At 58.7% G+C, this 18,374-nt stretch carries 15 protein-coding genes and 1 other RNA gene; 5 read left to right on the top strand and 11 right to left on the bottom strand.

What is annotated here, in order from left to right:
• Positions 1-4 precede the first annotated feature (4 nt).
• Complete coding sequence (locus AC1RN6_RS22660; protein ID WP_493007723.1) at positions 5-907, top strand: sulfurtransferase; 903 nt, start codon at positions 5-7, stop codon at positions 905-907.
• A gap of 75 nt (positions 908-982) precedes the next feature.
• Here the strand turns inward: AC1RN6_RS22660 and AC1RN6_RS22655 are convergent, their stop codons facing one another.
• Positions 983-1,558 carry a flavodoxin family protein gene (locus AC1RN6_RS22655; RefSeq protein ID WP_493007722.1) on the bottom strand — a complete coding sequence of 192 codons (576 nt, stop codon included), beginning with the start codon at positions 1,556-1,558 and terminating at the stop codon, positions 983-985.
• 251 nt (positions 1,559-1,809) lie between these two features.
• Between AC1RN6_RS22655 and AC1RN6_RS22650 the strand changes: the two genes are divergently transcribed.
• Together AC1RN6_RS22650 and gluQRS are read left to right on the top strand one after the other, a co-directional pair.
• On the top strand, positions 1,810-2,736 hold the full coding sequence (locus AC1RN6_RS22650) for a LysR family transcriptional regulator (RefSeq protein ID WP_493007721.1): 927 nt from the start codon (positions 1,810-1,812) through the stop codon (positions 2,734-2,736).
• Positions 2,733-3,638, top strand: coding sequence for a tRNA glutamyl-Q(34) synthetase GluQRS (gene gluQRS, locus AC1RN6_RS22645; protein WP_493007720.1), 906 nt, complete (start codon positions 2,733-2,735; stop codon positions 3,636-3,638). Before AC1RN6_RS22650 ends, gluQRS begins: the two co-directional genes overlap by 4 nt.
• A 9-nt stretch (positions 3,639-3,647) precedes the next feature.
• Here gluQRS and AC1RN6_RS22640 read toward each other — a convergent pair whose 3' ends face one another.
• Both AC1RN6_RS22640 and AC1RN6_RS22635 read right to left on the bottom strand, forming a co-directional pair.
• A complete protein-coding gene (locus AC1RN6_RS22640; protein WP_493007719.1) occupies positions 3,648-5,165 on the bottom strand; it encodes a DEAD/DEAH box helicase in 1,518 nt (505 codons plus the stop codon).
• Between the two features lie 346 nt (positions 5,166-5,511).
• On the bottom strand, positions 5,512-6,195 hold the full coding sequence (locus AC1RN6_RS22635; RefSeq protein WP_493007718.1) for a fumarylacetoacetate hydrolase family protein: 684 nt from the start codon (positions 6,193-6,195) through the stop codon (positions 5,512-5,514).
• A 185-nt stretch (positions 6,196-6,380) separates the two neighbouring features.
• On the opposite strand from AC1RN6_RS22635, the gene AC1RN6_RS22630 reads away from it, so the two are divergent.
• Positions 6,381-8,216 carry a tetratricopeptide repeat protein gene (locus AC1RN6_RS22630; protein ID WP_493007717.1) on the top strand — a complete coding sequence of 612 codons (1,836 nt, stop codon included), beginning with the start codon at positions 6,381-6,383 and terminating at the stop codon, positions 8,214-8,216.
• A gap of 75 nt (positions 8,217-8,291) precedes the next feature.
• On the opposite strand, the gene AC1RN6_RS22625 is transcribed toward AC1RN6_RS22630, so the two are convergent.
• Together AC1RN6_RS22625 and AC1RN6_RS22620 are read right to left on the bottom strand one after the other, a co-directional pair.
• Entirely contained in the window at positions 8,292-9,173 is an 882-nt protein-coding gene (locus AC1RN6_RS22625; protein ID WP_493007716.1) for an SMP-30/gluconolactonase/LRE family protein, read from the bottom strand.
• 140 nt (positions 9,174-9,313) lie between these two features.
• Positions 9,314-10,423: a porin gene (locus AC1RN6_RS22620; RefSeq protein ID WP_493007715.1), complete on the bottom strand. Its 1,110-nt coding sequence runs from the start codon at positions 10,421-10,423 to the stop codon at positions 9,314-9,316.
• Positions 10,424-10,717: 294 nt separating this feature from the next.
• On the opposite strand from AC1RN6_RS22620, the gene AC1RN6_RS22615 reads away from it, so the two are divergent.
• Positions 10,718-11,659, top strand: a complete 942-nt coding sequence (locus AC1RN6_RS22615) for a LysR family transcriptional regulator (RefSeq protein ID WP_493007714.1) — start codon at positions 10,718-10,720, stop codon at positions 11,657-11,659.
• 87 nt (positions 11,660-11,746) lie between these two features.
• On the opposite strand, the gene AC1RN6_RS22610 is transcribed toward AC1RN6_RS22615, so the two are convergent.
• The 6 genes from AC1RN6_RS22610 to mmsA form a co-directional block, all read right to left on the bottom strand.
• Positions 11,747-11,821, bottom strand: a non-coding RNA gene (locus AC1RN6_RS22610) — sX9 sRNA.
• A 60-nt stretch (positions 11,822-11,881) separates the two neighbouring features.
• Complete coding sequence (locus tag AC1RN6_RS22605) at positions 11,882-12,658, bottom strand: SDR family NAD(P)-dependent oxidoreductase (protein ID WP_493007713.1); 777 nt, start codon at positions 12,656-12,658, stop codon at positions 11,882-11,884.
• A gap of 24 nt (positions 12,659-12,682) precedes the next feature.
• Positions 12,683-13,681 carry an AraD1 family protein gene (araD1, locus tag AC1RN6_RS22600; protein ID WP_493007712.1) on the bottom strand — a complete coding sequence of 333 codons (999 nt, stop codon included), beginning with the start codon at positions 13,679-13,681 and terminating at the stop codon, positions 12,683-12,685.
• Positions 13,682-13,693: 12 nt separating this feature from the next.
• Complete coding sequence (locus AC1RN6_RS22595) at positions 13,694-15,442, bottom strand: IlvD/Edd family dehydratase (protein WP_493007711.1); 1,749 nt, start codon at positions 15,440-15,442, stop codon at positions 13,694-13,696.
• Between the two features lie 114 nt (positions 15,443-15,556).
• Positions 15,557-16,771: a multiple monosaccharide ABC transporter permease gene (gene mmsB / locus AC1RN6_RS22590; RefSeq protein WP_493007710.1), complete on the bottom strand. Its 1,215-nt coding sequence runs from the start codon at positions 16,769-16,771 to the stop codon at positions 15,557-15,559.
• A complete protein-coding gene (gene mmsA / locus AC1RN6_RS22585; RefSeq protein WP_493007709.1) occupies positions 16,758-18,305 on the bottom strand; it encodes a multiple monosaccharide ABC transporter ATP-binding protein in 1,548 nt (515 codons plus the stop codon). Before mmsA ends, mmsB begins: the two co-directional genes overlap by 14 nt.
• Between the last annotated feature and the right edge of the window lie 69 nt (positions 18,306-18,374).

Raw genomic sequence — 18,374 nt, 5'->3', positions numbered from 1 at the left:
CACCATGCAACAAATGCAAGAAACCGCCAATTCGTATGTCAACATCGCGGCCTATAAATTCATCACCTTCAATGACACCGTTGAAAAGCGCCCGGTGTTTCTGGAGTTTTGCCAGCAACACAAGCTGCGCGGCACCGTCATCCTGAGCCCGGAAGGCATTAACCTGTTTCTGGCCGGCAAGCGCGCCGACATTGACGCCTTTTTGACCTGGCTGCGCGCTGACGCGCGTTTTGCCGACATTCAGGTCAAGGAAAGTTTTTCCGAGCACCAGCCGTTCAACCGCATGCTGGTCAAGCTCAAGGCCGAAATCATCACCATGAAGCATCCGCTGATCAAGCCGGAAGAAGGCCGCGCCCCCTTCGTCGAAGCAAAAACGCTCAAGCGCTGGCTCGATCAGGGTCATGACGACAACGGCAAGCCGGTGGTCATGGTCGATACGCGTAACGCCTTTGAAGTCGACGTCGGCACGTTTGAAAACACCATCGATTACCGCATCGAGAAATTCACCGAGTTTCCGCAAGTCATCGCCGACCATAAAGACGAGCTGAACGACAAGACCGTAGTGACCTTCTGCACCGGCGGCATCCGCTGCGAAAAAGCTGCCATCCATATGCAAAATATCGGCTACGACAGCGTCTACCAGCTCGAAGGCGGTATTCTCAAGTACTTTGAAGAAGTCGGCGGCGCACATTATGAGGGCGATTGTTTCGTCTTCGACTACCGCACCGCGCTCAATCCGCAATTACAGGAAACACAAACCGCACAATGCTTTGCCTGCCGCGCCGTGGTGACGCCGCGCGAGCAATTGTCGCCGGCCTATGTGCCCGGCAAATCCTGCCCTCACTGCGCCCCTGAACTGGCTGCGGCAGCGTCGGCTACGGCGCCGAGTACAGGTGCTGCTGCCTGAGTCGCTCTCGCTTTAGTGTGCACATAAGCAAAAAGCCCACCGAAAGGTGGGCTTTTTGCATGGGAAGCGTAAAACTTATTTCTTGAACTGGGCCGCAGTTTCAGCAACGCGCTTGCCGAACAGTTTGGCGGTTTCCAGATCGCCAGGCAGCGGGCCTTCTTCCGGCGAGGAATCCGATGGACTTTGCGCCATCAGACCGGAAAAAGAACCGACAAAATTGATGTCATTGCGTTGCGCCGCCTTGGAGTTGGCAGGCATCAGGCCGGTGCCGACCCAGACCATGCTGTGCTGCATGCCCAGCGTAAACAGGTAGTGCAGGGTCGACAGCTTGTCGCCGTTCATTGTGGCCGAGTTGGTAAAAGCCGCGCCGATCTTGTCTTTCCACTTTTGCGAGAACCATGGCTTGGAGCTGGCGTCGGCGAATTTCTTGAATTGCCAGGACACGGAGCCCATGTAGGTCGGCGAGCCGAAGATGATGGCGTCGGCTGCATCCAGCGTGGCCCAGTCGGCATCGGTGATATTGCCTTCGGCGCTGATGGCGATCAGATCAACGGTAGCGCCGGGAGCGGAGGCGGCGCCTGCCTGCACGGCTTCAGCTTGCTTCTTGGTGTGGCCGTAGCCGGAGTGATAAACGATAGCGACTTTGCTCATGTTGGTTTCCTTGTTGGGGTGAGAGGAAAAACTGACGCCTGTACTAACGGGAGAACTGCAGAAGAAGCTGGAAAAGAATAACTTCTTTTGGCAGTCCCAATGGGAAATTTTCGGGCGTTTGTACAAATTTTCTGTGTGTGCACTACACTATATCCACTTGCTCTCACCGAGATAAGCCTGCCAATTCAGACATATCATTCAAAAAATTTAAACAAGCTTTCCAACACACCTCTTCTGCCTGTTCTCACTGCATGAATCTCACGCTGGAAGCCCTGCAAATTCTCGACATGATCGACCGCAAGGGCAGCTTCGCTGCTGCCGCGCTGGCGCTTGACCGCGTGCCGTCGGCGCTGACCTATAGCGTGCGCAAACTGGAAGACGACCTCGATGTGCTGCTGTTCGACCGCCGCGGCCATCGCGCCAAACTGACGGCAGCCGGACTGGAGCTGCTGACCGAAGGCCGCCATCTGCTGCATGCCGCCGACGACCTGGAGCAGCGCGTCAAACGCACCGCCACCGGCCGAGAGAGCGAATTGCGCATCGTCCTCAACAGCATCATCCCTTTCGCCAAAATGCTGCCACTGATCGCGGCCTTCGACCGCGAGGCCGGCGGCACGAAATTACGCTTCGTCCCCGGCGTGCTGTCCGGCACCTGGGAAGAACTCATGGCCGGGCGCGCCGACCTGGTCATCGGCGCCACGCTGGACGGGCCGGAAATCGTGCGCACCAGCGGCCGTTTCCAGACACGCCCGCTGGGCGTGGTCGATTGGGCCTTTGCGGTGGCGCCGGACCATCCACTGGCCGATGCACCGGAACCGCTCTCACCCGAACTGGTGCGCCAGCATCGCGCCGTGGCCGTCGGCGACAGCAGCCGCAGCAATCCCGGCATCACCATGGGCTTGCTGGCCGGTCAGGAAACGCTGACCGTACCGGGCGTCGACGACAAACTCCGGGCGCAACTGGCCGGACTGGGCTGCGGCCATCTGCCGCGTTTCTGGGCGCAGCACTACCTCGACAACGGCGCCTTGATCGAGAAACAAACCATCATGAGCAAACCGCATGAAAACTTCCTCGTGGCCTGGCCCAAGGCCGATCAGGGGAAGTCACTAAAATGGTTCCTCCACCAACTGTCGCAACCTGCAATCCAGGACTCGCTGCTGGGTCCCGTTATTCCATGAAATCTGCCTCCCCCGCATCTCCCCCTTACGTCGGCCGTTTTGCCCCTTCGCCGTCCGGCCCGCTGCACGCCGGTTCGCTGGTAGCCGCCATGGCCAGTTATCTGGACGCGCGCGTACATAAGGGACAGTGGCTTCTTCGCATCGAAGACATCGACGAAGCGCGTACGGTCGCTGGTGCAGCACAGGACATCGAAGCTGCTCTGCATGTGTTCGGCATGCGCTGGGATGGGCCCGTGCTGGTACAGAGCGAACGCAAGCAACATTATCGCGATGCCTGCGACCGGTTGGGTACGCATGTTTACGCCTGCGGCTGCAGCCGCAAAGAGATCGCCGATTCCCGGCTGGGTGTCGCTGCGGATGGCGCAGCCATTTATCCCGGCACCTGCCGCAACGGCCTGGCGCCTGGCAAGATCGCACGCGCATTGCGTGTGCGCGTACCGGATCAAGGGCAGGATGGTGAAGAAATAGGCTTCGAGGATCGTTGGCTGGGATGGCAAACCCAGCATCTGGCCAGTGAGGCCGGAGACTTCGTCCTGAAACGCGCGGATGGTTTCTGGGCTTATCAACTGGCGGTTGTCGTCGACGATGCCGAGCAAGGCGTGACGCACATCGTGCGCGGCGCCGACCTGCTGGAGTCAACCGAGCGGCAAATCTATCTGCAACGCTTGCTCGGCTATCCGACGCCGTCGTATTTGCACGTGCCGCTGGTCAGACATACGGACGGAGAAAAACTGTCCAAGCAAAACGGCGCGCAGGCCCTGGATCTCACTCGCCCGCTCGACGAATTGCACAAGGCCGCAGAATTTCTCGGACTGGAAATGACAACGGCGACCGAAGTCGCCGCATTCTGGGAGCTTGCTACGTCAGCGTGGCAACGCAAACTGGTGGAGTTGCCAGCTTAATCTGCAAATTTAAGCCTGACGCTTGGGCATGCCGCCCAGCAGCGCAGCGACTTTGTGCTTCGGCGGCTTGCTGCTTACCGGCTTGGCGGCAGCAGCGCCGGATTCCACCGGCGCCGGCGCGGAAGTCGGTTCGTACGGCTTGAGGAACCACGGATCGACCTTTTCCTTACGACCACCACCGTTGCTGCGGCCATAGGATTGCGTGTCGCGCGGTGCACTGGCGCGGTCGCTGCGATCGCCGCCATTGCTACGGCTACTGCTGCGGTCACCACGATCGCCACGATCACTTCTTTCGCCACGTTCTGAACGCTCGCCGCGATCACTGCGCTCACCACGCTGACGCGGCACAAAACCGGTCAGCTCGGAACGCACGAATTTGATCTTGATCAGCTTCTCGATATCGACCAGCAGGCGCTCATCCTTGTCGGAGAACAGCGAGATCGCATCACCCGAGGCGCCCGCACGGCCGGTACGGCCGATACGGTGAACATAGTCTTCCGCGTTGTACGGCAAATCGATATTGATGACGCAAGGCAAATCGGTGATATCCAGACCGCGCGCAGCGACGTCGGTCGCCACCAGGACTTCGACCTGGCCTTGCTTGAAGGCTTCCAGTGCAGCCATGCGCTCGCCCTGGGATTTGTCGCCGTGGATCGCGGAGGCTTTGACGCCGTCGTTTTCCAGCTGGCGCGCCAGTTTGGAAGCGCCGATTTTGGTATTCGAGAACACGATCACCTGCTTGAGCTGACGCTCGCGGATGATGTGTGCGACAGCGTCGCTCTTGGCGTCTTCGTCGACTTTGTAAATGGTCTGGGTCACGCGCTCGGCGGTGGCGTTGCTGCGCGCCACTTCGATGGTGACCGGATTGTTCTGGAAGCTGGCGGCCAGCTTCTTGATTTCCGGCGAGAAGGTCGCGGAGAACATCAGGTTCTGGCGTTGCTTCGGCAGCAGGTTGATGATGCGCTGCAGATCCGGCAGGAAGCCCATGTCAAGCATGCGGTCGGCTTCGTCCATGACCAGGATCTGGGTCTGCGACAGGTTCACGGTCTTTTGCTGAACGTGATCCAGCAGGCGGCCCGGCGTTGCGATAACGATTTCAACGCCGCCGCGCAGCGTCGCGGTTTGCGGCGCCATGTCGACACCGCCGAAGACCACGGTGGAGCGCAGCGGCGTGAAGCGCGAATACGCCTTGACGTTCTCTGCAACCTGATCTGCCAGCTCACGTGTCGGCGTCAGGATCAGTGCGCGCACCGGGTGGCGCGCCGGCGACATGCTGGTGCTGGCATGGGCCAGCAGCAACTGGATGATCGGCAACGAGAAGCCCGCTGTCTTGCCGGTGCCGGTCTGTGCGGCCCCCATGACATCGCGCCCTTGCAACACAACAGGAATCGCCTGCGCCTGGATCGGTGTCGGATGGGTGTACCCCTGCTCCGACAGCGCTTTCAGGATGTCGGGCGACAGGCCGAAGTCTTCAAAACGGACTTCAGGCATTTCAGGTACTGCTGTTTCAGGCAATTGCTCGGGCATGTTAGGGATGAGTCCTCAGGCGAACCCTGCGTGAATCAATGCAATGCGACACAATGTTCTGCACAGCAGATTGCGGCGGGCACATTCGCGAAGAGGCTCTGTTGCTTTCAGTAATAACGGATGTTTGACATATCACGCGGCGCCGACCAGGCATGGAAAACAGGGTGCCCGCGTCAAGAGGTTGCCGAACGGAAACCGACCGGCAAACCGCTATTATACGCCGCTCGGCAATTTGGCTTCATGACAGTTTAATGTCACGTCACCGGGGTGATATAAAAATGACAATGAGGCCATCCCGCCCGCAGTCGCGAAAAGGATGGCGCTCATAGGAGAAAACCGGAGAAAATCAGACAATCGTGACGTTCAGATCGACCAGTCCGTCGACATGGCCCTGCAACTTGTCGCCCTTGACCACGGCGCCTACACCTTCCGGCGTGCCGGTATAAATCAGATCGCCGGGGAACAGTTCGACCAGGCCCGACAGATAAGAAATGGTCTCGGCCACGTTCCAGATCAGGTCCGACAGGTCGCCTTGCTGGCGCACTTCGCCATTGACCTTGAGCCAGATTGCGCCCTTGCCGGGGTGGCCGATCTTCGATACCGGCAGCAACGGCGCGCATGGCGCCGAATGGTCGAAGCCCTTGCCCATATCCCAAGGACGCGCCAGTTTCTTGGCTTCGCCTTGCAAATCGCGGCGTGTCATGTCGAGGCCGACGGCATAGCCGAATACCAGTTCCAGCGCCTTTTCCACGGGAATGTCTTTACCGCCCTTGCCGAGCGCGACCACCATTTCGATCTCATGCTGGTAGTCGTTGGTCTTGACCGGATACGGCACTTCGCTGTCGGTCGGCACGATGGTGTCGGTCGGCTTCATGAAGAAGAACGGCGGTTCGCGATTCGGATCGTGGCCCATTTCACGCGCGTGAGCGGCGTAGTTGCGGCCGACGCAATAGATGCGGCGCACCGGGAAAGGATCGCCGCCGACGACCGGTACGGTAGTGATGGCGGGAACGGGTATGGCGTAAGTCATGACTGAAACTCCGGCTATAAATGTGTTCTTGGATGCTGAGCAGCCCACTGGGCCTCTGCGAGTGTAAAAGAAAACGCCGCAGCATGCTGGCCGCAGACGGCGAAATCCGACATGAGGCCTGGTTTTTTGTGTAGCATCGTGAAACTTAATGCCTTATTACGAACCGTCAACCAGACCTCCAGCTTATGCGGCCCACACCCCAGAATCCAGCCATCGCAGCACAAATCCAGCAAGCCGTCGTCCTGCACCAGCGCGGCGACCACGACAAGGCAGAAGCCCTGTACAAGAAAGTGCTGGCCAAGGCGCCCAAGCATTTCCAGGCGCTGTATCTGATGGGCATGCTGCAATTGCACCGTGAAGATCCTGCCGGCGCCATCGAATGGATCGATCAGGCGCTCAAGATCAACCCGACCCATATCGACGCACAATTCGACCGCGCCACCGCGCTGGAAGATCTGGAGCGCTACCACGAAGCCCTGCGCAGCTACGATCTGGTGCTGGCGCTTAAATCTGATTTCACCGAAGCGCTATACCGCCGCGGCAATGTGCTGCGCGCCATGAAGCGCCATATGGAAGCGCTGGATTGCTACAAGCGGGTACTGGCCGTCAAACCTGATCATGCGCATGCATGGCTCAAGCAGGGCAACTCGCTCAACGATCTGGGCCGCCTGCGCGAAGCCCTCACCTGCTACGAAAAAGCCGTGGAAGCCGAACCGGAATATCCTGAAGCACTGTTCAACCTGGCCAATACGCTCAAGGAATTCGACCGCATCGACGAAGCGATGGCGACCTATGACAAGGTGCTGGAAATCGAACCCGATTTCGCCGAAGCGATCGCCAACCGCGCTTATCTGCTGGCCGCCAGGAATCGTCCGGAAGAAGCCCTGGCCGGATACGACCGCGCCATCGAGCTGCTGCCCGATTATCCAGACATGGCCTACAACCGCGCCGTCACGCTGGAAGAACTGCAACGCTACGATGAAGCCATCGCCGCTTACGCGCAGGTGCCATCCAACGATCCGAACTACCAGTCGGCGCGCTGGAACACAGCGCTGTGCAATCTGAAGCTCGGCAATCTCGAAGCCGGCTGGCGCCAATACGAACAACGCTGGCAGACCGAACAAATGCGCAAGACCCAGCGCCATTTCACGCAACCATTGTGGCTGGGCGACAGCCTGTTGCTCGGCAAAACCATCCTGCTGCATTCCGAGCAAGGCTTCGGCGATACGCTGCAATTCGCACGTTACGTTCCCATGCTGGCCCAACGCGGCGCACGCGTGATCCTGCAAGTGCAACCGGCGCTCAAACCTCTGATGGCCAATATCAAAGGCGTCGCCGCTGTACTTGCAACCGGCGAGCAGTTGCCGCCGTTCGACCTGCAATGCCCACTGATGAGTCTGCCGCTGGCCTGCGAAACGTTTTCACTCAACGACATCCCGGGCGCGAATTACCTGCAGCAAGATCCTGTGAAATCCGAAAGCTGGAAGGCCCGTCTCGGCGCAAAGAGCAAGTTGCGCGTCGGTCTCGTCTGGGCCGGCAGCAACCCGCGCGTCAACAGCCCGGCCACGAAACGACTCGATGCCGCGCGTTCGATTCCATTCAACGCGCTGTCGCCGCTGCTGCAAAACGAGCAGGTTGAATTCTTTGCTGTGCAACCGCAAAACAGCGCTATTTCGTCACTGAGCCTCAACCTCGGCGGTCAATCGTCGAGCCCGGCCACCGGCGGCCAGCGCCTCGTCGACCATACGCGCGAGTTACGCGATTTCTCGGATACCGCAGCCCTGATCGACAACCTCGATCTGGTGATTTCAGTCGATACCGCCGTTGCCCATCTGGCGGGCTCACTGAGCAAACCGGTCTGGCTGCTCAATCGCTACAACCCCGACTGGCGCTGGCTGCTGGGCCGCAATGATTCACCGTGGTATCCGAGCATGCGGATCTTCCGCCAGGACAAACCCGGCGACTGGGGCAAGGTCATCGAAGACGTTCGCGCAGAACTGGAGCAGCAAACGCAGCGCTAAGCGCAGATCGTTTCTTCCAAAAAGAAAGCCCGGCAATCACGCCGGGCTTTTTTACGCCTTCAATGCTCTTCAGCATCAGCCTCCAAATCGCACTTCCGGAATACCCTTCACGCCGTCCAACGCAACAGCAAACAATCCTCCCGACAACGGTTCGCGAGCACGCTGTGCGGCATCCATGCCTTCATGCGCCGTTGTTATGTACAAAGTGTCCAGATCGGGGCCGCCGAACGCCGGACAGCTGGGCTGCGATACCGGCACCGCGATGATCCTGTCGACTAACCCGTCGGGAGCATAGCGCACCACGCGCGCGCCACCCCATTGTGCGTTCCAGAGATAGCCGCGGCTATCGATCGCCGAGCCGTCAGGGCTGCCTTGCTCGCCGCTCAGGTCGACGAACAGACGCTGTCCGCTGATTGCGCCGGTGACGACATCGTAGTCGCAGCACATGATCCTGCCCTGCATCGTATCGCAGTAATACATGCGGGCACCGTCGGGACTGAAGCACACGCTGTTCGGAATCGCCACGCCCGGCAACGGCAAACGCTCCAGACTGAGATTGGTGTTGAGGCGATAGTAGCTGCCGATGGGCGCGCGTCCTTTGTCTTCGTTCAAGGTGCCGAACACGAAGCGTCCCTGGCGATCGCAGCGGCCGTCATTCAGGCGGGTGGTCGGCAGATCGTCCTCGATACTGCAGATCGGCGTGATGGCCTGCGTATCCAGATCGAAAAATGCCAGCCGCGAAGCGAGACCGATCAACAGGCGATTGGCTTGCGCCGTCAGCGCAAAGACCGACAAGCGCTCCGGCATGGTCCAGCTGCGCGTAACGCCATCGGCAGGACGGTAGTTCCACAACACCGAGGCCTGGATATCCGTCCAGAACACCGACTGCGTGCGATCGCACCAGATCGCGCATTCGCCGAGTTCACATTTTCCATCAACGATCAGGCTTGCTTGCATCGGACATCATCTCCATTTTTACTTTTAAGAACACTATGGTGAATCAACTTTAAACGAAAAAAGGCAAGCCGTGGCTTGCCCTTTTCCGCTGCTGCGTTTTACTGCGCTCTGCTGCACATTATGATCGGATCCTCATACGATCAGAACGAGTGAGCGATACCGAAGTAGCCGCCGGTCTGGCTTTGACCTGCCAGTGGCGCACCGGCTTCGTCTGCTTCCAGCGAGAAGGTGCCGTTGCCGCTGTTGCGAACAGTACCAGCGCCGACATACAGCAAGGTGCGCTTGGACAGGTTGTAGTTCAGGCCGGCCATGAACAGGTTGGCAGAACCGCCGTTGTTGTTGGCATTGACGCGAAAGACCGAGCCGATCAAAGTCAACGCAGGCGAGACCTCGTAGTTGGCGCCGATCCAGTAATGATTGACCTTGTTGGTCGAACCTGGAGCAACGTCTGGCGCCTTCAGGTTTTCATAACCCAGGTACATCTTCAGCTTGTCGATGGTGTAAGTACCGCCCAGGATCAGCTCTTTGGAAGAGTCGTAGATATTTCCCGGGACCACAACGCCAGCCTTGTTCGTCGTAACGCTGCCGTACTTGCCGTTGGCGTCACGCGCCAGATCGTAAATCGCGCGCAGTTCCAGACCTTGGTTTTGATAGACCAGCGACACGCCATCTTTGCGGCCCTTGGTTGTGGAGCCGGCCTGCTCGCCCAGACTGGTCTGGAAGGTTGCATTGAAACCACCCCATGTCGGCGTCTGGTATTCAATCACATTGTTGGCGCCGCCCCAGTTGCGGCCATGCACCAGATTGGCGGTGCCGATCCATTGCTGACCGGTCGGATCCAGGAACCAGACGTCATTGTCGATGAACAGGTTCTTACCGAGTTTGATCGAACCGGCGCTGCCGTTCAGACCGACATATGAGCGGCGATTGAACAAACCGGTGCCGTTGAAGTCACCCTTGGTAGCGCCGAAACCCGACTCCAGCAGGAAGAAGCTGTTCAGCCCGCCGCCCAGATCCTCCTTGCCTTTGAAGCCGATCATGCTGGTGCCCCACTGATTGCTTGCAGCGCGGACTTGCGTGCCGGTGTTGCCGTTGGCCTGATGCACATTTGTCTGAACGTCGACACCTGCGACGACGCGGCCGTAAATGGTGACGCTGTCTTCCGCCTGCGCGGATGCGAGACATGCGCCGAACAACGAGGCCGTGCCCAAGGCCTTAAGAATGGTTTTGGTTGAGATGGACTGAGTCATCTGAGGTCTCCGTAGAACTTTGTAGTTTTAACAGGGTGTAGTCGATTGCTGCACCCGCACTTTTTTGTCAAAAGTCACATTAATCCGGCGCGCAAAAAGTCTCCTCGATACCGGTAGTCATAACCGTTCGATAAGCCTTCCAGAAGCGTCATTTCAACGTGAAGATCACAACGTGAAATCGTTGTGAACTGGGCTAGATACTAAGGACTCGCGACATATATTTCTAATGAATTATTTGCCTAAGCTGATACTTGATTTGATATCATCGAAAGATATAAAAAATGGTGGAGACAAATGAAGAACAGCGACCCGAATTGGTTTCTGCGCGCGCGTCTGAAAACACGGCAACTCTTGCTGTTAATCGCGCTAGATGACGAACGAAATATCCATCGCGCAGCCAACGAATTAAACATGACGCAACCAGCCGCGTCCAAGCAGCTCAAGGATCTGGAGGACACGCTCGGCGTGACGCTGTTTGATCGTCTGCCGCGCGGCATGCGTCCTACCATCTACGGCGAAGCCATGATCCGCCACTCGCGCATGGCCCTCACCAGCCTGTCCAAAGCGCATGAAGATATCGTTGCATTGAAGTCAGGTTTGTCCGGCCAGGTTGACGTCGGCGTCATCCTCTCTCCCGGCATGTCTTTGATCCCCGCCGCCATTGCGCGCGTCAAGGAGCACTCCCCGATGTTGCGCATCGGCGTCGAAGTGGAAAGCAGCAACATCCTGCTGGCGCGCCTGTTGCGCGGCGATCTGGATTTTCTGGTTGCGCGCATTCTCGATGAAGAAGTCAGCCACAACCTGCACTACGAAGAGTTGTCAGACGAACCGATCTGCGCCGTCGCCCGCGTCGGCCATCCACTCCACGAACACAAGAACCTGGAGCTGAAAGACATCGTCGACGACCCGTGGATCATGGCGCCCAAAGGCAGCATCCTGCGCAGCCGCGTCGACCTGATGTTCCGCAAGAGCGGACTGACGCCGCCGGCCAACGTGGTCGACACCACCGCCATCCTGACTATCACCAGCCTGCTGCAACAGACCGACTTCCTGTACGCCATGCCGACCGAAGTCGCACGCTATTATTCCCAGGCGCGCCTGATGGATCTGTTGCCGATAGAATTGCCCTGCAAGATGGATGGCTTCGGCATCATCACCCGCCGCGAACATCTTCTCTCGCCGGGCGCGATGATCTTGCAACAGGCGATCAGGGATGTGGCGAAAACGATTTACTGATTTCCTAAATTCCAGCCATAAAAAAAGCGAGACCAAAAGTCTCGTTTTTTTATTTTCAGCAGCAACATTCTCAGAAGCTCGCGAACCTGTTCACGATCTGTAGCGAGAGGCCATCAGCCGGTAGCGGACGGAGCGGAGGAACCGGAGTGTGCTTGAGCACATGAGGATTCCGAGCACAGCCCGATGCCGGATCATGGCCTCTCAGTAAGATCGTGGGCAGGTTCAAGCCCAGCCGGCGTCTACGATGAACTCTTGTGCCGTACACATGACGCTTTCATCCGACGCCAGGAACAACACCATGCGCGCCAGATGCCAGGGCAGCAACTCGCCCTGCAGGCATTGATTGCGCTTGATGTCTTCCTTGCCCTTTTCATCCAGCCACAATTCAATCTGACGCTCCGTCATAACCCAACCCGGCGTCACGGTGTTCACGCGAATATTGTGCGCGCCCAGATCACGGGCCAGACCGCGCGTCAGGCCCAGCACCGACGACTTGGCCGTGGTGTAGACCGGGAAGCCGCCGCTGGAAGTATGCCAGCTGATCGAGCTGAAATTGATGATGGAACCGGCCTTCTTCTTGATCATGCCCGGTGCGATAGCCTGCACCGCGAAGAACGAGGGACGCTGATTGATCGCGATACGGTTGTCCCAATATTCTTGCGTCACGTCTTCCAGCTTGTGACGCTCGTCGTTGGCAGCGTTGTTCACCAGCACGTCGAAATCGCCGAGCTGCGCAGCCAATTCCTTGATGGTGTTTTGCAGCGAGGCGATGTCGCGCAGGTCGCAATAACGGAACGATGGCGCGGCGAAACCGGCGTCGGCGATCTGCTTGCACAGCGCTTCGCTGGCGTCCTTGGCGATGTCGACGAATGCGACCACCGCGCCTTGTTCTGCCAAAGCGCTGACAATCGCCGCGCCGATGCCGGTGCCGCCGCCCGTGACGAAGACGCGCTTGCCCTTGAGACTGGGATAATTCGCCAGTTGGTATGTTGCAGACATGTTTTCTCCAGAATTAGATTTTGCTCAGAGCACGTTGACCTGCGGATGCGGTACATCGTCCAGACTCAGACGATTGCGCAATGCCGGGCCGAATGCGGCGACGTCGATTTCAAACGTCTCACCGGGTGCGACGGTGATGTTGTCCGAGCAGCTCAGCGTTGCCGTGCCGAAGAAGTGGATATGCACGTCGCCGGGACGGCGGAACAGCGGGTACTTGAAGTGATGGTATTCAAGATTGGCAACTGTGTGCGACATGTTGTCTTCACCGCTGACGAAAGGTTTTTCCCAGCGCACTTTGCCGTCTTGCGCGCGGATGCGCGACATGCCCTGCACGTGCGCCGGCAGTTCGCCCACCAGCAGTGCCGGTCCGACTGAACATACGCGCAGCTTGGAATGCGCAAGGAACAGATAATTCTGACGTTCGGTCACGTGATCGGAAAACTCGTTGCCGATGGCGAAACCGAGACGATACGGCTGGCCGTTGTCGCCGATGATGTACAGGCCGGCGATCTCCGGCTCTTCACCGCCATCGAGTGCGAAGTGCGGCATCGCCAGCGGTTCTTCCGCGGCGCGCACGATGGAGCCGTCGCCCTTGTAGAACCATTCCGGCTGCACGCCGATCTTGCCGGCGGCAGGCTTGCCGCCTTCCAGCCCCATGCGGAACATCTTCATGCTGTCGGTCAGGTTGTCGCCGGCGCCGTCCAGCTTCTTGTGCATGGCGTCGCGGCCATCGGCGCTGCCCAGATGGGTGAGGCCGGTGCCGGTGACATAGCAGTGCGCCGTGTCTTCATGGTCCAGCGGCGCCAGCAGGCCGCCGCTTGCAGCGATCTGTGCATAGTCGGCCACGGTTGAACCGAGTACCGCGTTGGTGAAATCCTGCAAAGAACTCTTCTTGGCAATGGCGGCGCGCGCCAATGCGTAGGTGCTGCGATAACCGTCGACGACACGGATCTTCTTGCCGTCGTCGTCGAGAACCCCGACATGACGATTACCGTCGGCTTGTTTGAATTGCACCAGCAACATGCTTGTTACTCCTCAATGTGAATGCTTGGGAACGGCAGCGCCACGGCAACCGACCAGGAAGTCGAAATCGCAGCCTTCATCGGCCTGCAGTACGCGGTCGATGTACAGCGACTGATAGCCGCCCTGCATTGCCGGTTTGACCTGGGCCAGCTTTTCGGCGCGTGCAGTCTGGCGCTGCGCCATTTCTTCATCGCTGATGTCGAGGTGCAGGCGGCCGGCAGCGCAGTCCATTTCGATCCAGTCGCCGTCCTGCACGATGCCCAGCGGACCGCCGGCGGCCGCTTCCGGCGCCACGTGCAGCACCACGGTACCGTAGGCGGTACCGCTCATGCGCGCGTCGGAAATACGCACCATGTCCTTGACGCCCTGCGCCAGCAGCTTTGGCGGCAAGCCCATGTTGCCAACTTCGGCCATGCCCGGATAACCCTTGGGGCCGCAGTTCTTCATCACCAGCACCGAGCTGGCGTCAACGTCCAGATCGGGATCGTTGATGCGCTCCTTGTAATGCGCGAAGTCTTCGAACACCACTGCCTTGCCGCGATGCTTCATCAACTCGGGCGAAGCAGCCGATGGTTTCAGCACCGCACCGCGCGGCGACAGATTGCCGCGCAGGATGCAGATGCCGCCGTCATCGATCAACGGGTTGTCGAGTTTGCGTACGACTTCATCGTTATAGATCGGCGCATCCTGGTTGTTTTCCCACAGCGTCTTGCCGTTGACGGTCAGCGCGTTTTTGTGCGGGATCAGGTCGGCTTCGCCGAGGCGGCGCAATACGGCCGGCAAGCCGCCGGCGTAATAGAACTCTTCCATCAGGAAACGTCCCGAAGGCTGCAAATCGACGATGGTCGGTGTACCACGGCCAACGCGGGTCCAGTCTTCCAGTTCCAGATCGACGCCGATGCGACCGGCGATTGCCTTCAGATGAATGACGGCGTTGGTCGAACCGCCGATGGCGGCGTTGACGCGAATGGCGTTTTCAAATGCTTCGCGCGTCAGAATCTTGGACAAGGTCAGGCCTTCCCACACCATGTCGACGATACGCATGCCGGACATGTGCGCCAGCACGTAGCGGCGCGAATCGACGGCAGGGATCGCCGCATTGTGCGGCAAAGACGTGCCCAGTGCTTCGGCCATGCAAGCCATGGTCGATGCGGTACCCATGGTGTTGCAGGTGCCTGCGGAGCGCGACATGCCGGCTTCGGCCGACATGAACTCGTGAATCGAAATCTTGCCTGCCTTGACTTGCTCGCTCAGTTGCCAGACCACAGTGCCTGAGCCGATGTCCTTGCCTTCGTGCTTGCCGTTGAGCATCGGACCGCCGGTGACGACAATCGCCGGCACGTCGCAGCTGGCCGCGCCCATCAGCAACGCCGGCGTGGTCTTGTCGCAGCCGACCAGCAGCACCACCGCATCCAGCGGATTGCCGCGTATCGATTCTTCGACATCCATGCTGGCGAGATTGCGCGTGAGCATTGCGGTCGGACGCAAATTGGATTCACCGTTGGAAAACACCGGAAACTCCACCGGGAAACCACCCGCCTCGATGATCCCGCGCTTGACGTGTTCAGCGATCTTGCGGAAGTGCGCATTGCACGGCGTCAGTTCGGACCAGGTGTTGCAGATGCCGATGACCGGCTTGCCTTGAAATTCGTGATCGGGAATACCTTGATTCTTCATCCAGCTGCGGTACATGAAGCCATTTTTGTCGGCCGTACCGAACCATGCTGCCGAACGCAGCGTGCGCTTCTTGTCGATAGTCATTTACTCATCCATTGGAATAATGCGGTCGCCACCTCCCGACGTGGCGACACTGATCTAAACCGGCTGCAAGACGCGATACACATTTTGCAGCCACCCCCTCTTGCAGAATTTTTATTATTTATTTTTGTTATAAACGTCGAAGAACACTGCGGCCAACAACACCAGGCCTTTGATCACCTGCTGATAATCGATACCGATACCCATGATGGACATGCCGTTGTTCATGACGCCCATGACAAAAGCACCGATGACTGCCCCCATCACTTTACCGACGCCGCCCGATGCCGATGCGCCACCGATGAAACAGGCTGCAATCACATCCAGCTCGAAGCCGGTACCCGCTTTCGGTGTCGCCGTATTCAGACGCGCCGCGAAGATCAGACCCGCCAGCGCAGCCAGCATGCCCATGTTGACGAAGGTGTAGAAACTCACGCGTTCGGTCTTGATGCCCGACAGCTTGGCCGCTTTTTCATTACCGCCGACAGCGTATACGCGGCGGCCGATCGTGGTGCGGTTGGTGACGAAGGTATACACCACCATCAACGCAAACATGATGATCAGCACGTTCGGCATGCCTTTGTAGGATGCCATCAGATAGCTGAAGGCAATGATCGCAGCAGCAAACAAGCCGTTTTTCAGCAGGAAAAACACAGCCGGCTCTTCCTCCATCCCATGCTTGACCTGCTTGCTGCGGCCGTGAACTTTCACCGCCAGCAAGATTGCCGCTGCCGCCACACCGACCAGCAAGGACGTCAGACGCACGCTGCCGGTATCGGCAAACAATTCAGGAATGAAACCCGAGCTGAGCAACTGGAAGCCGCGCGGGAACGGACCCACCGATTGCCCTTCGAGCAGCGCCAGCGTCAGGCCCTTGAACACCAGCATGCCCGCCAGCGTGACGATAAACGACGGGATGCGGAAGAAGGCCACCCAGTAGCCTTGCGCCGCGCCGATGGCGGCGCCGGCGATCAGACAGATGACGGTGGTCAGGATGAAGTTCATCTCATAGTTGACCATCAGCACCGCCGCCAGCGCACCGATGAAACCGACCACCGATCCTACCGACAAGTCGATATGGCCGGCGACGATCACCATCAGCATGCCCAGCGCCATGATCACCACGTAGCTGTTTTGCAGCACCAGGTTGGTCAGGTTGAGCGGCTGCATCAGTGTGCCGTCGGTCATCACCTGGAAGAAAGCCATGATGGCGACCAGCGACAGCAGCATGCCGTATTCGCGCATATTGTTCTTGAGGAAGCCGGTGTATTCCCGCTTGGCTTCCGGGACCGCGTCGAGCGTAGGTTTCTTGCTCATTTCAGTGTTCTCCATTCTTCACAATCCTCTCGTTCCTGACGATGGAACGCATGATTTTTTCTTGCGATGCATCCGCCGCCGTGTACTGGCCGACGAACTGCCCTTCGTTCATGACATAGATCCGGTCGCACATGCCAAGCAGTTCCGGCATTTCCGACGAGATCATGATGATGCACTTTCCCTCGGCAGCCAGCTGGCTGATCAGGGTATAGATTTCAAACTTGGCGCCGACGTCGATGCCGCGCGTCGGTTCGTCCAGGATCAGCACTTCCGGATTGGAGAACAGCCATTTGCTGAGCACCACCTTCTGCTGATTGCCGCCGGACAGATTGACCACGCGCTGCAGCACGCTGGAGCAGCGGATGCGCATCTTGCTGCGAAAATCGTCCGCCACCTTGAATTCGCGCGCCTCGTCGATCACCGACTTGTCGGAAACCGCGCCGAGATTAGCCAGCGAGATGTTTTTCTTGATGTCTTCGTCCAGCACCAGACCGTCGCCCTTGCGGTCTTCGGTCACATAAGCGATGCCGTGATTGATTGCCTTCTGAATCGTGCTGACGTCGATCTTCTTGCCGTGCAGGTGAACTTCGCCGCTGATCCTGGTGCCGTAAGCACGGCCAAAAATGCTCTTGGCCAGTTCGGTGCGGCCGGCGCCCATCAGACCCGCGATGCCGACGATCTCGCCCTTGCGGACGTTGAAATCGATGTCCTTGATCACCACGCGTTCAGGGTGAATCGGATGATGCACGCGCCACTGCTTGACTTCAAAAATGGTTTCGCCGATGTGCGGCTCGCGCTTGGGATAACGGTCCGCCATCTCGCGGCCGACCATGTTCTGGATGATGCGGTCTTCGCTGATGGCTTCCTTGCGGCAGTCGAAGGTATCGACCGTGGCGCCGTCGCGCAGCACGGTGATCGAATCGGCGACTTTGGAAATTTCGTTGAGCTTGTGCGAAATCAGGATGGACGAAATCCCCTGCGCCTTCAGCTCCAGCAACAACTCGAGCAAGGCGTCGCTGTCGCTTTCGTTGAGGCTGGCGGTGGGCTCGTCGAGGATCAGCAGCTTGACCTCTTTCGACAAGGCCTTGGCGATCTCGATCAATTGTTGCTTGCCGACGCCGAGGTTGGTGATCAGCGTCGATGGCGGATCCTTGAGGCCGACCTTGGCCAGCAGTTCCTTGGCTTTGGCATAGGACACTTCCCAGTCGATCACGCCGCCGGTGGCTTGTTCGTTGCCGAGGAAAAGATTTTCGGTAATCGACAGCAGCGGCACCAGTGCCAGCTCCTGATGGATGATGATGATGCCGACGCTTTCGCTGTCGACGATATCTTTGAATTCGCGCGTCTGGCCCTGATAGACGATGTCGCCGGAATAGGTGCCGTGCGGATAAACGCCGCTGAGGACTTTCATCAGGGTGGATTTGCCGGCGCCGTTTTCGCCGACCACGGCGTGGATTTCGCCGGTGCGCACTGCCAGGTTGACGTTGTTGAGCGCCTTGACACCTGGGAATGTCTTTTCAATTCCGCGCATTTCCAGAATTGTACTCATGTGTTCTGACCTCTTCTTCTGCTCCGGCCTGCCATGATGGTGGGATGCTGCGGGCCGCTTTCCCGGTCC

It is taken from the genome of Herbaspirillum sp. GW822-FHT03A08 (assembly GCF_058801885.1).
The sequence above is the reverse complement of the archived record's forward strand: the minus strand, read 5'-3'. Positions and strand labels throughout refer to the sequence as shown.

Coding starts and splice junctions, on each gene's coding strand:
- AC1RN6_RS22620 (WP_493007715.1), bottom strand. CDS start 10,423: ATGACTCAGTCCATCTCAACCAAAACCATTCTTAAGGCCTTGGGCACG.
- AC1RN6_RS22615 (WP_493007714.1), top strand. CDS start 10,718: ATGAAGAACAGCGACCCGAATTGGTTTCTGCGCGCGCGTCTGAAAACA.
- AC1RN6_RS22630 (WP_493007717.1), top strand. CDS start 6,381: ATGCGGCCCACACCCCAGAATCCAGCCATCGCAGCACAAATCCAGCAA.
- AC1RN6_RS22655 (WP_493007722.1), bottom strand. CDS start 1,558: ATGAGCAAAGTCGCTATCGTTTATCACTCCGGCTACGGCCACACCAAG.
- AC1RN6_RS22625 (WP_493007716.1), bottom strand. CDS start 9,173: ATGCAAGCAAGCCTGATCGTTGATGGAAAATGTGAACTCGGCGAATGC.
- AC1RN6_RS22635 (WP_493007718.1), bottom strand. CDS start 6,195: ATGACTTACGCCATACCCGTTCCCGCCATCACTACCGTACCGGTCGTC.
- AC1RN6_RS22595 (WP_493007711.1), bottom strand. CDS start 15,442: ATGACTATCGACAAGAAGCGCACGCTGCGTTCGGCAGCATGGTTCGGT.
- mmsB (WP_493007710.1), bottom strand. CDS start 16,771: ATGGAGAACACTGAAATGAGCAAGAAACCTACGCTCGACGCGGTCCCG.
- AC1RN6_RS22650 (WP_493007721.1), top strand. CDS start 1,810: ATGAATCTCACGCTGGAAGCCCTGCAAATTCTCGACATGATCGACCGC.
- araD1 (WP_493007712.1), bottom strand. CDS start 13,681: ATGTTGCTGGTGCAATTCAAACAAGCCGACGGTAATCGTCATGTCGGG.
- AC1RN6_RS22605 (WP_493007713.1), bottom strand. CDS start 12,658: ATGTCTGCAACATACCAACTGGCGAATTATCCCAGTCTCAAGGGCAAG.
- gluQRS (WP_493007720.1), top strand. CDS start 2,733: ATGAAATCTGCCTCCCCCGCATCTCCCCCTTACGTCGGCCGTTTTGCC.
- AC1RN6_RS22640 (WP_493007719.1), bottom strand. CDS start 5,165: ATGCCCGAGCAATTGCCTGAAACAGCAGTACCTGAAATGCCTGAAGTC.
- AC1RN6_RS22660 (WP_493007723.1), top strand. CDS start 5: ATGCAACAAATGCAAGAAACCGCCAATTCGTATGTCAACATCGCGGCC.
- mmsA (WP_493007709.1), bottom strand. CDS start 18,305: ATGAGTACAATTCTGGAAATGCGCGGAATTGAAAAGACATTCCCAGGT.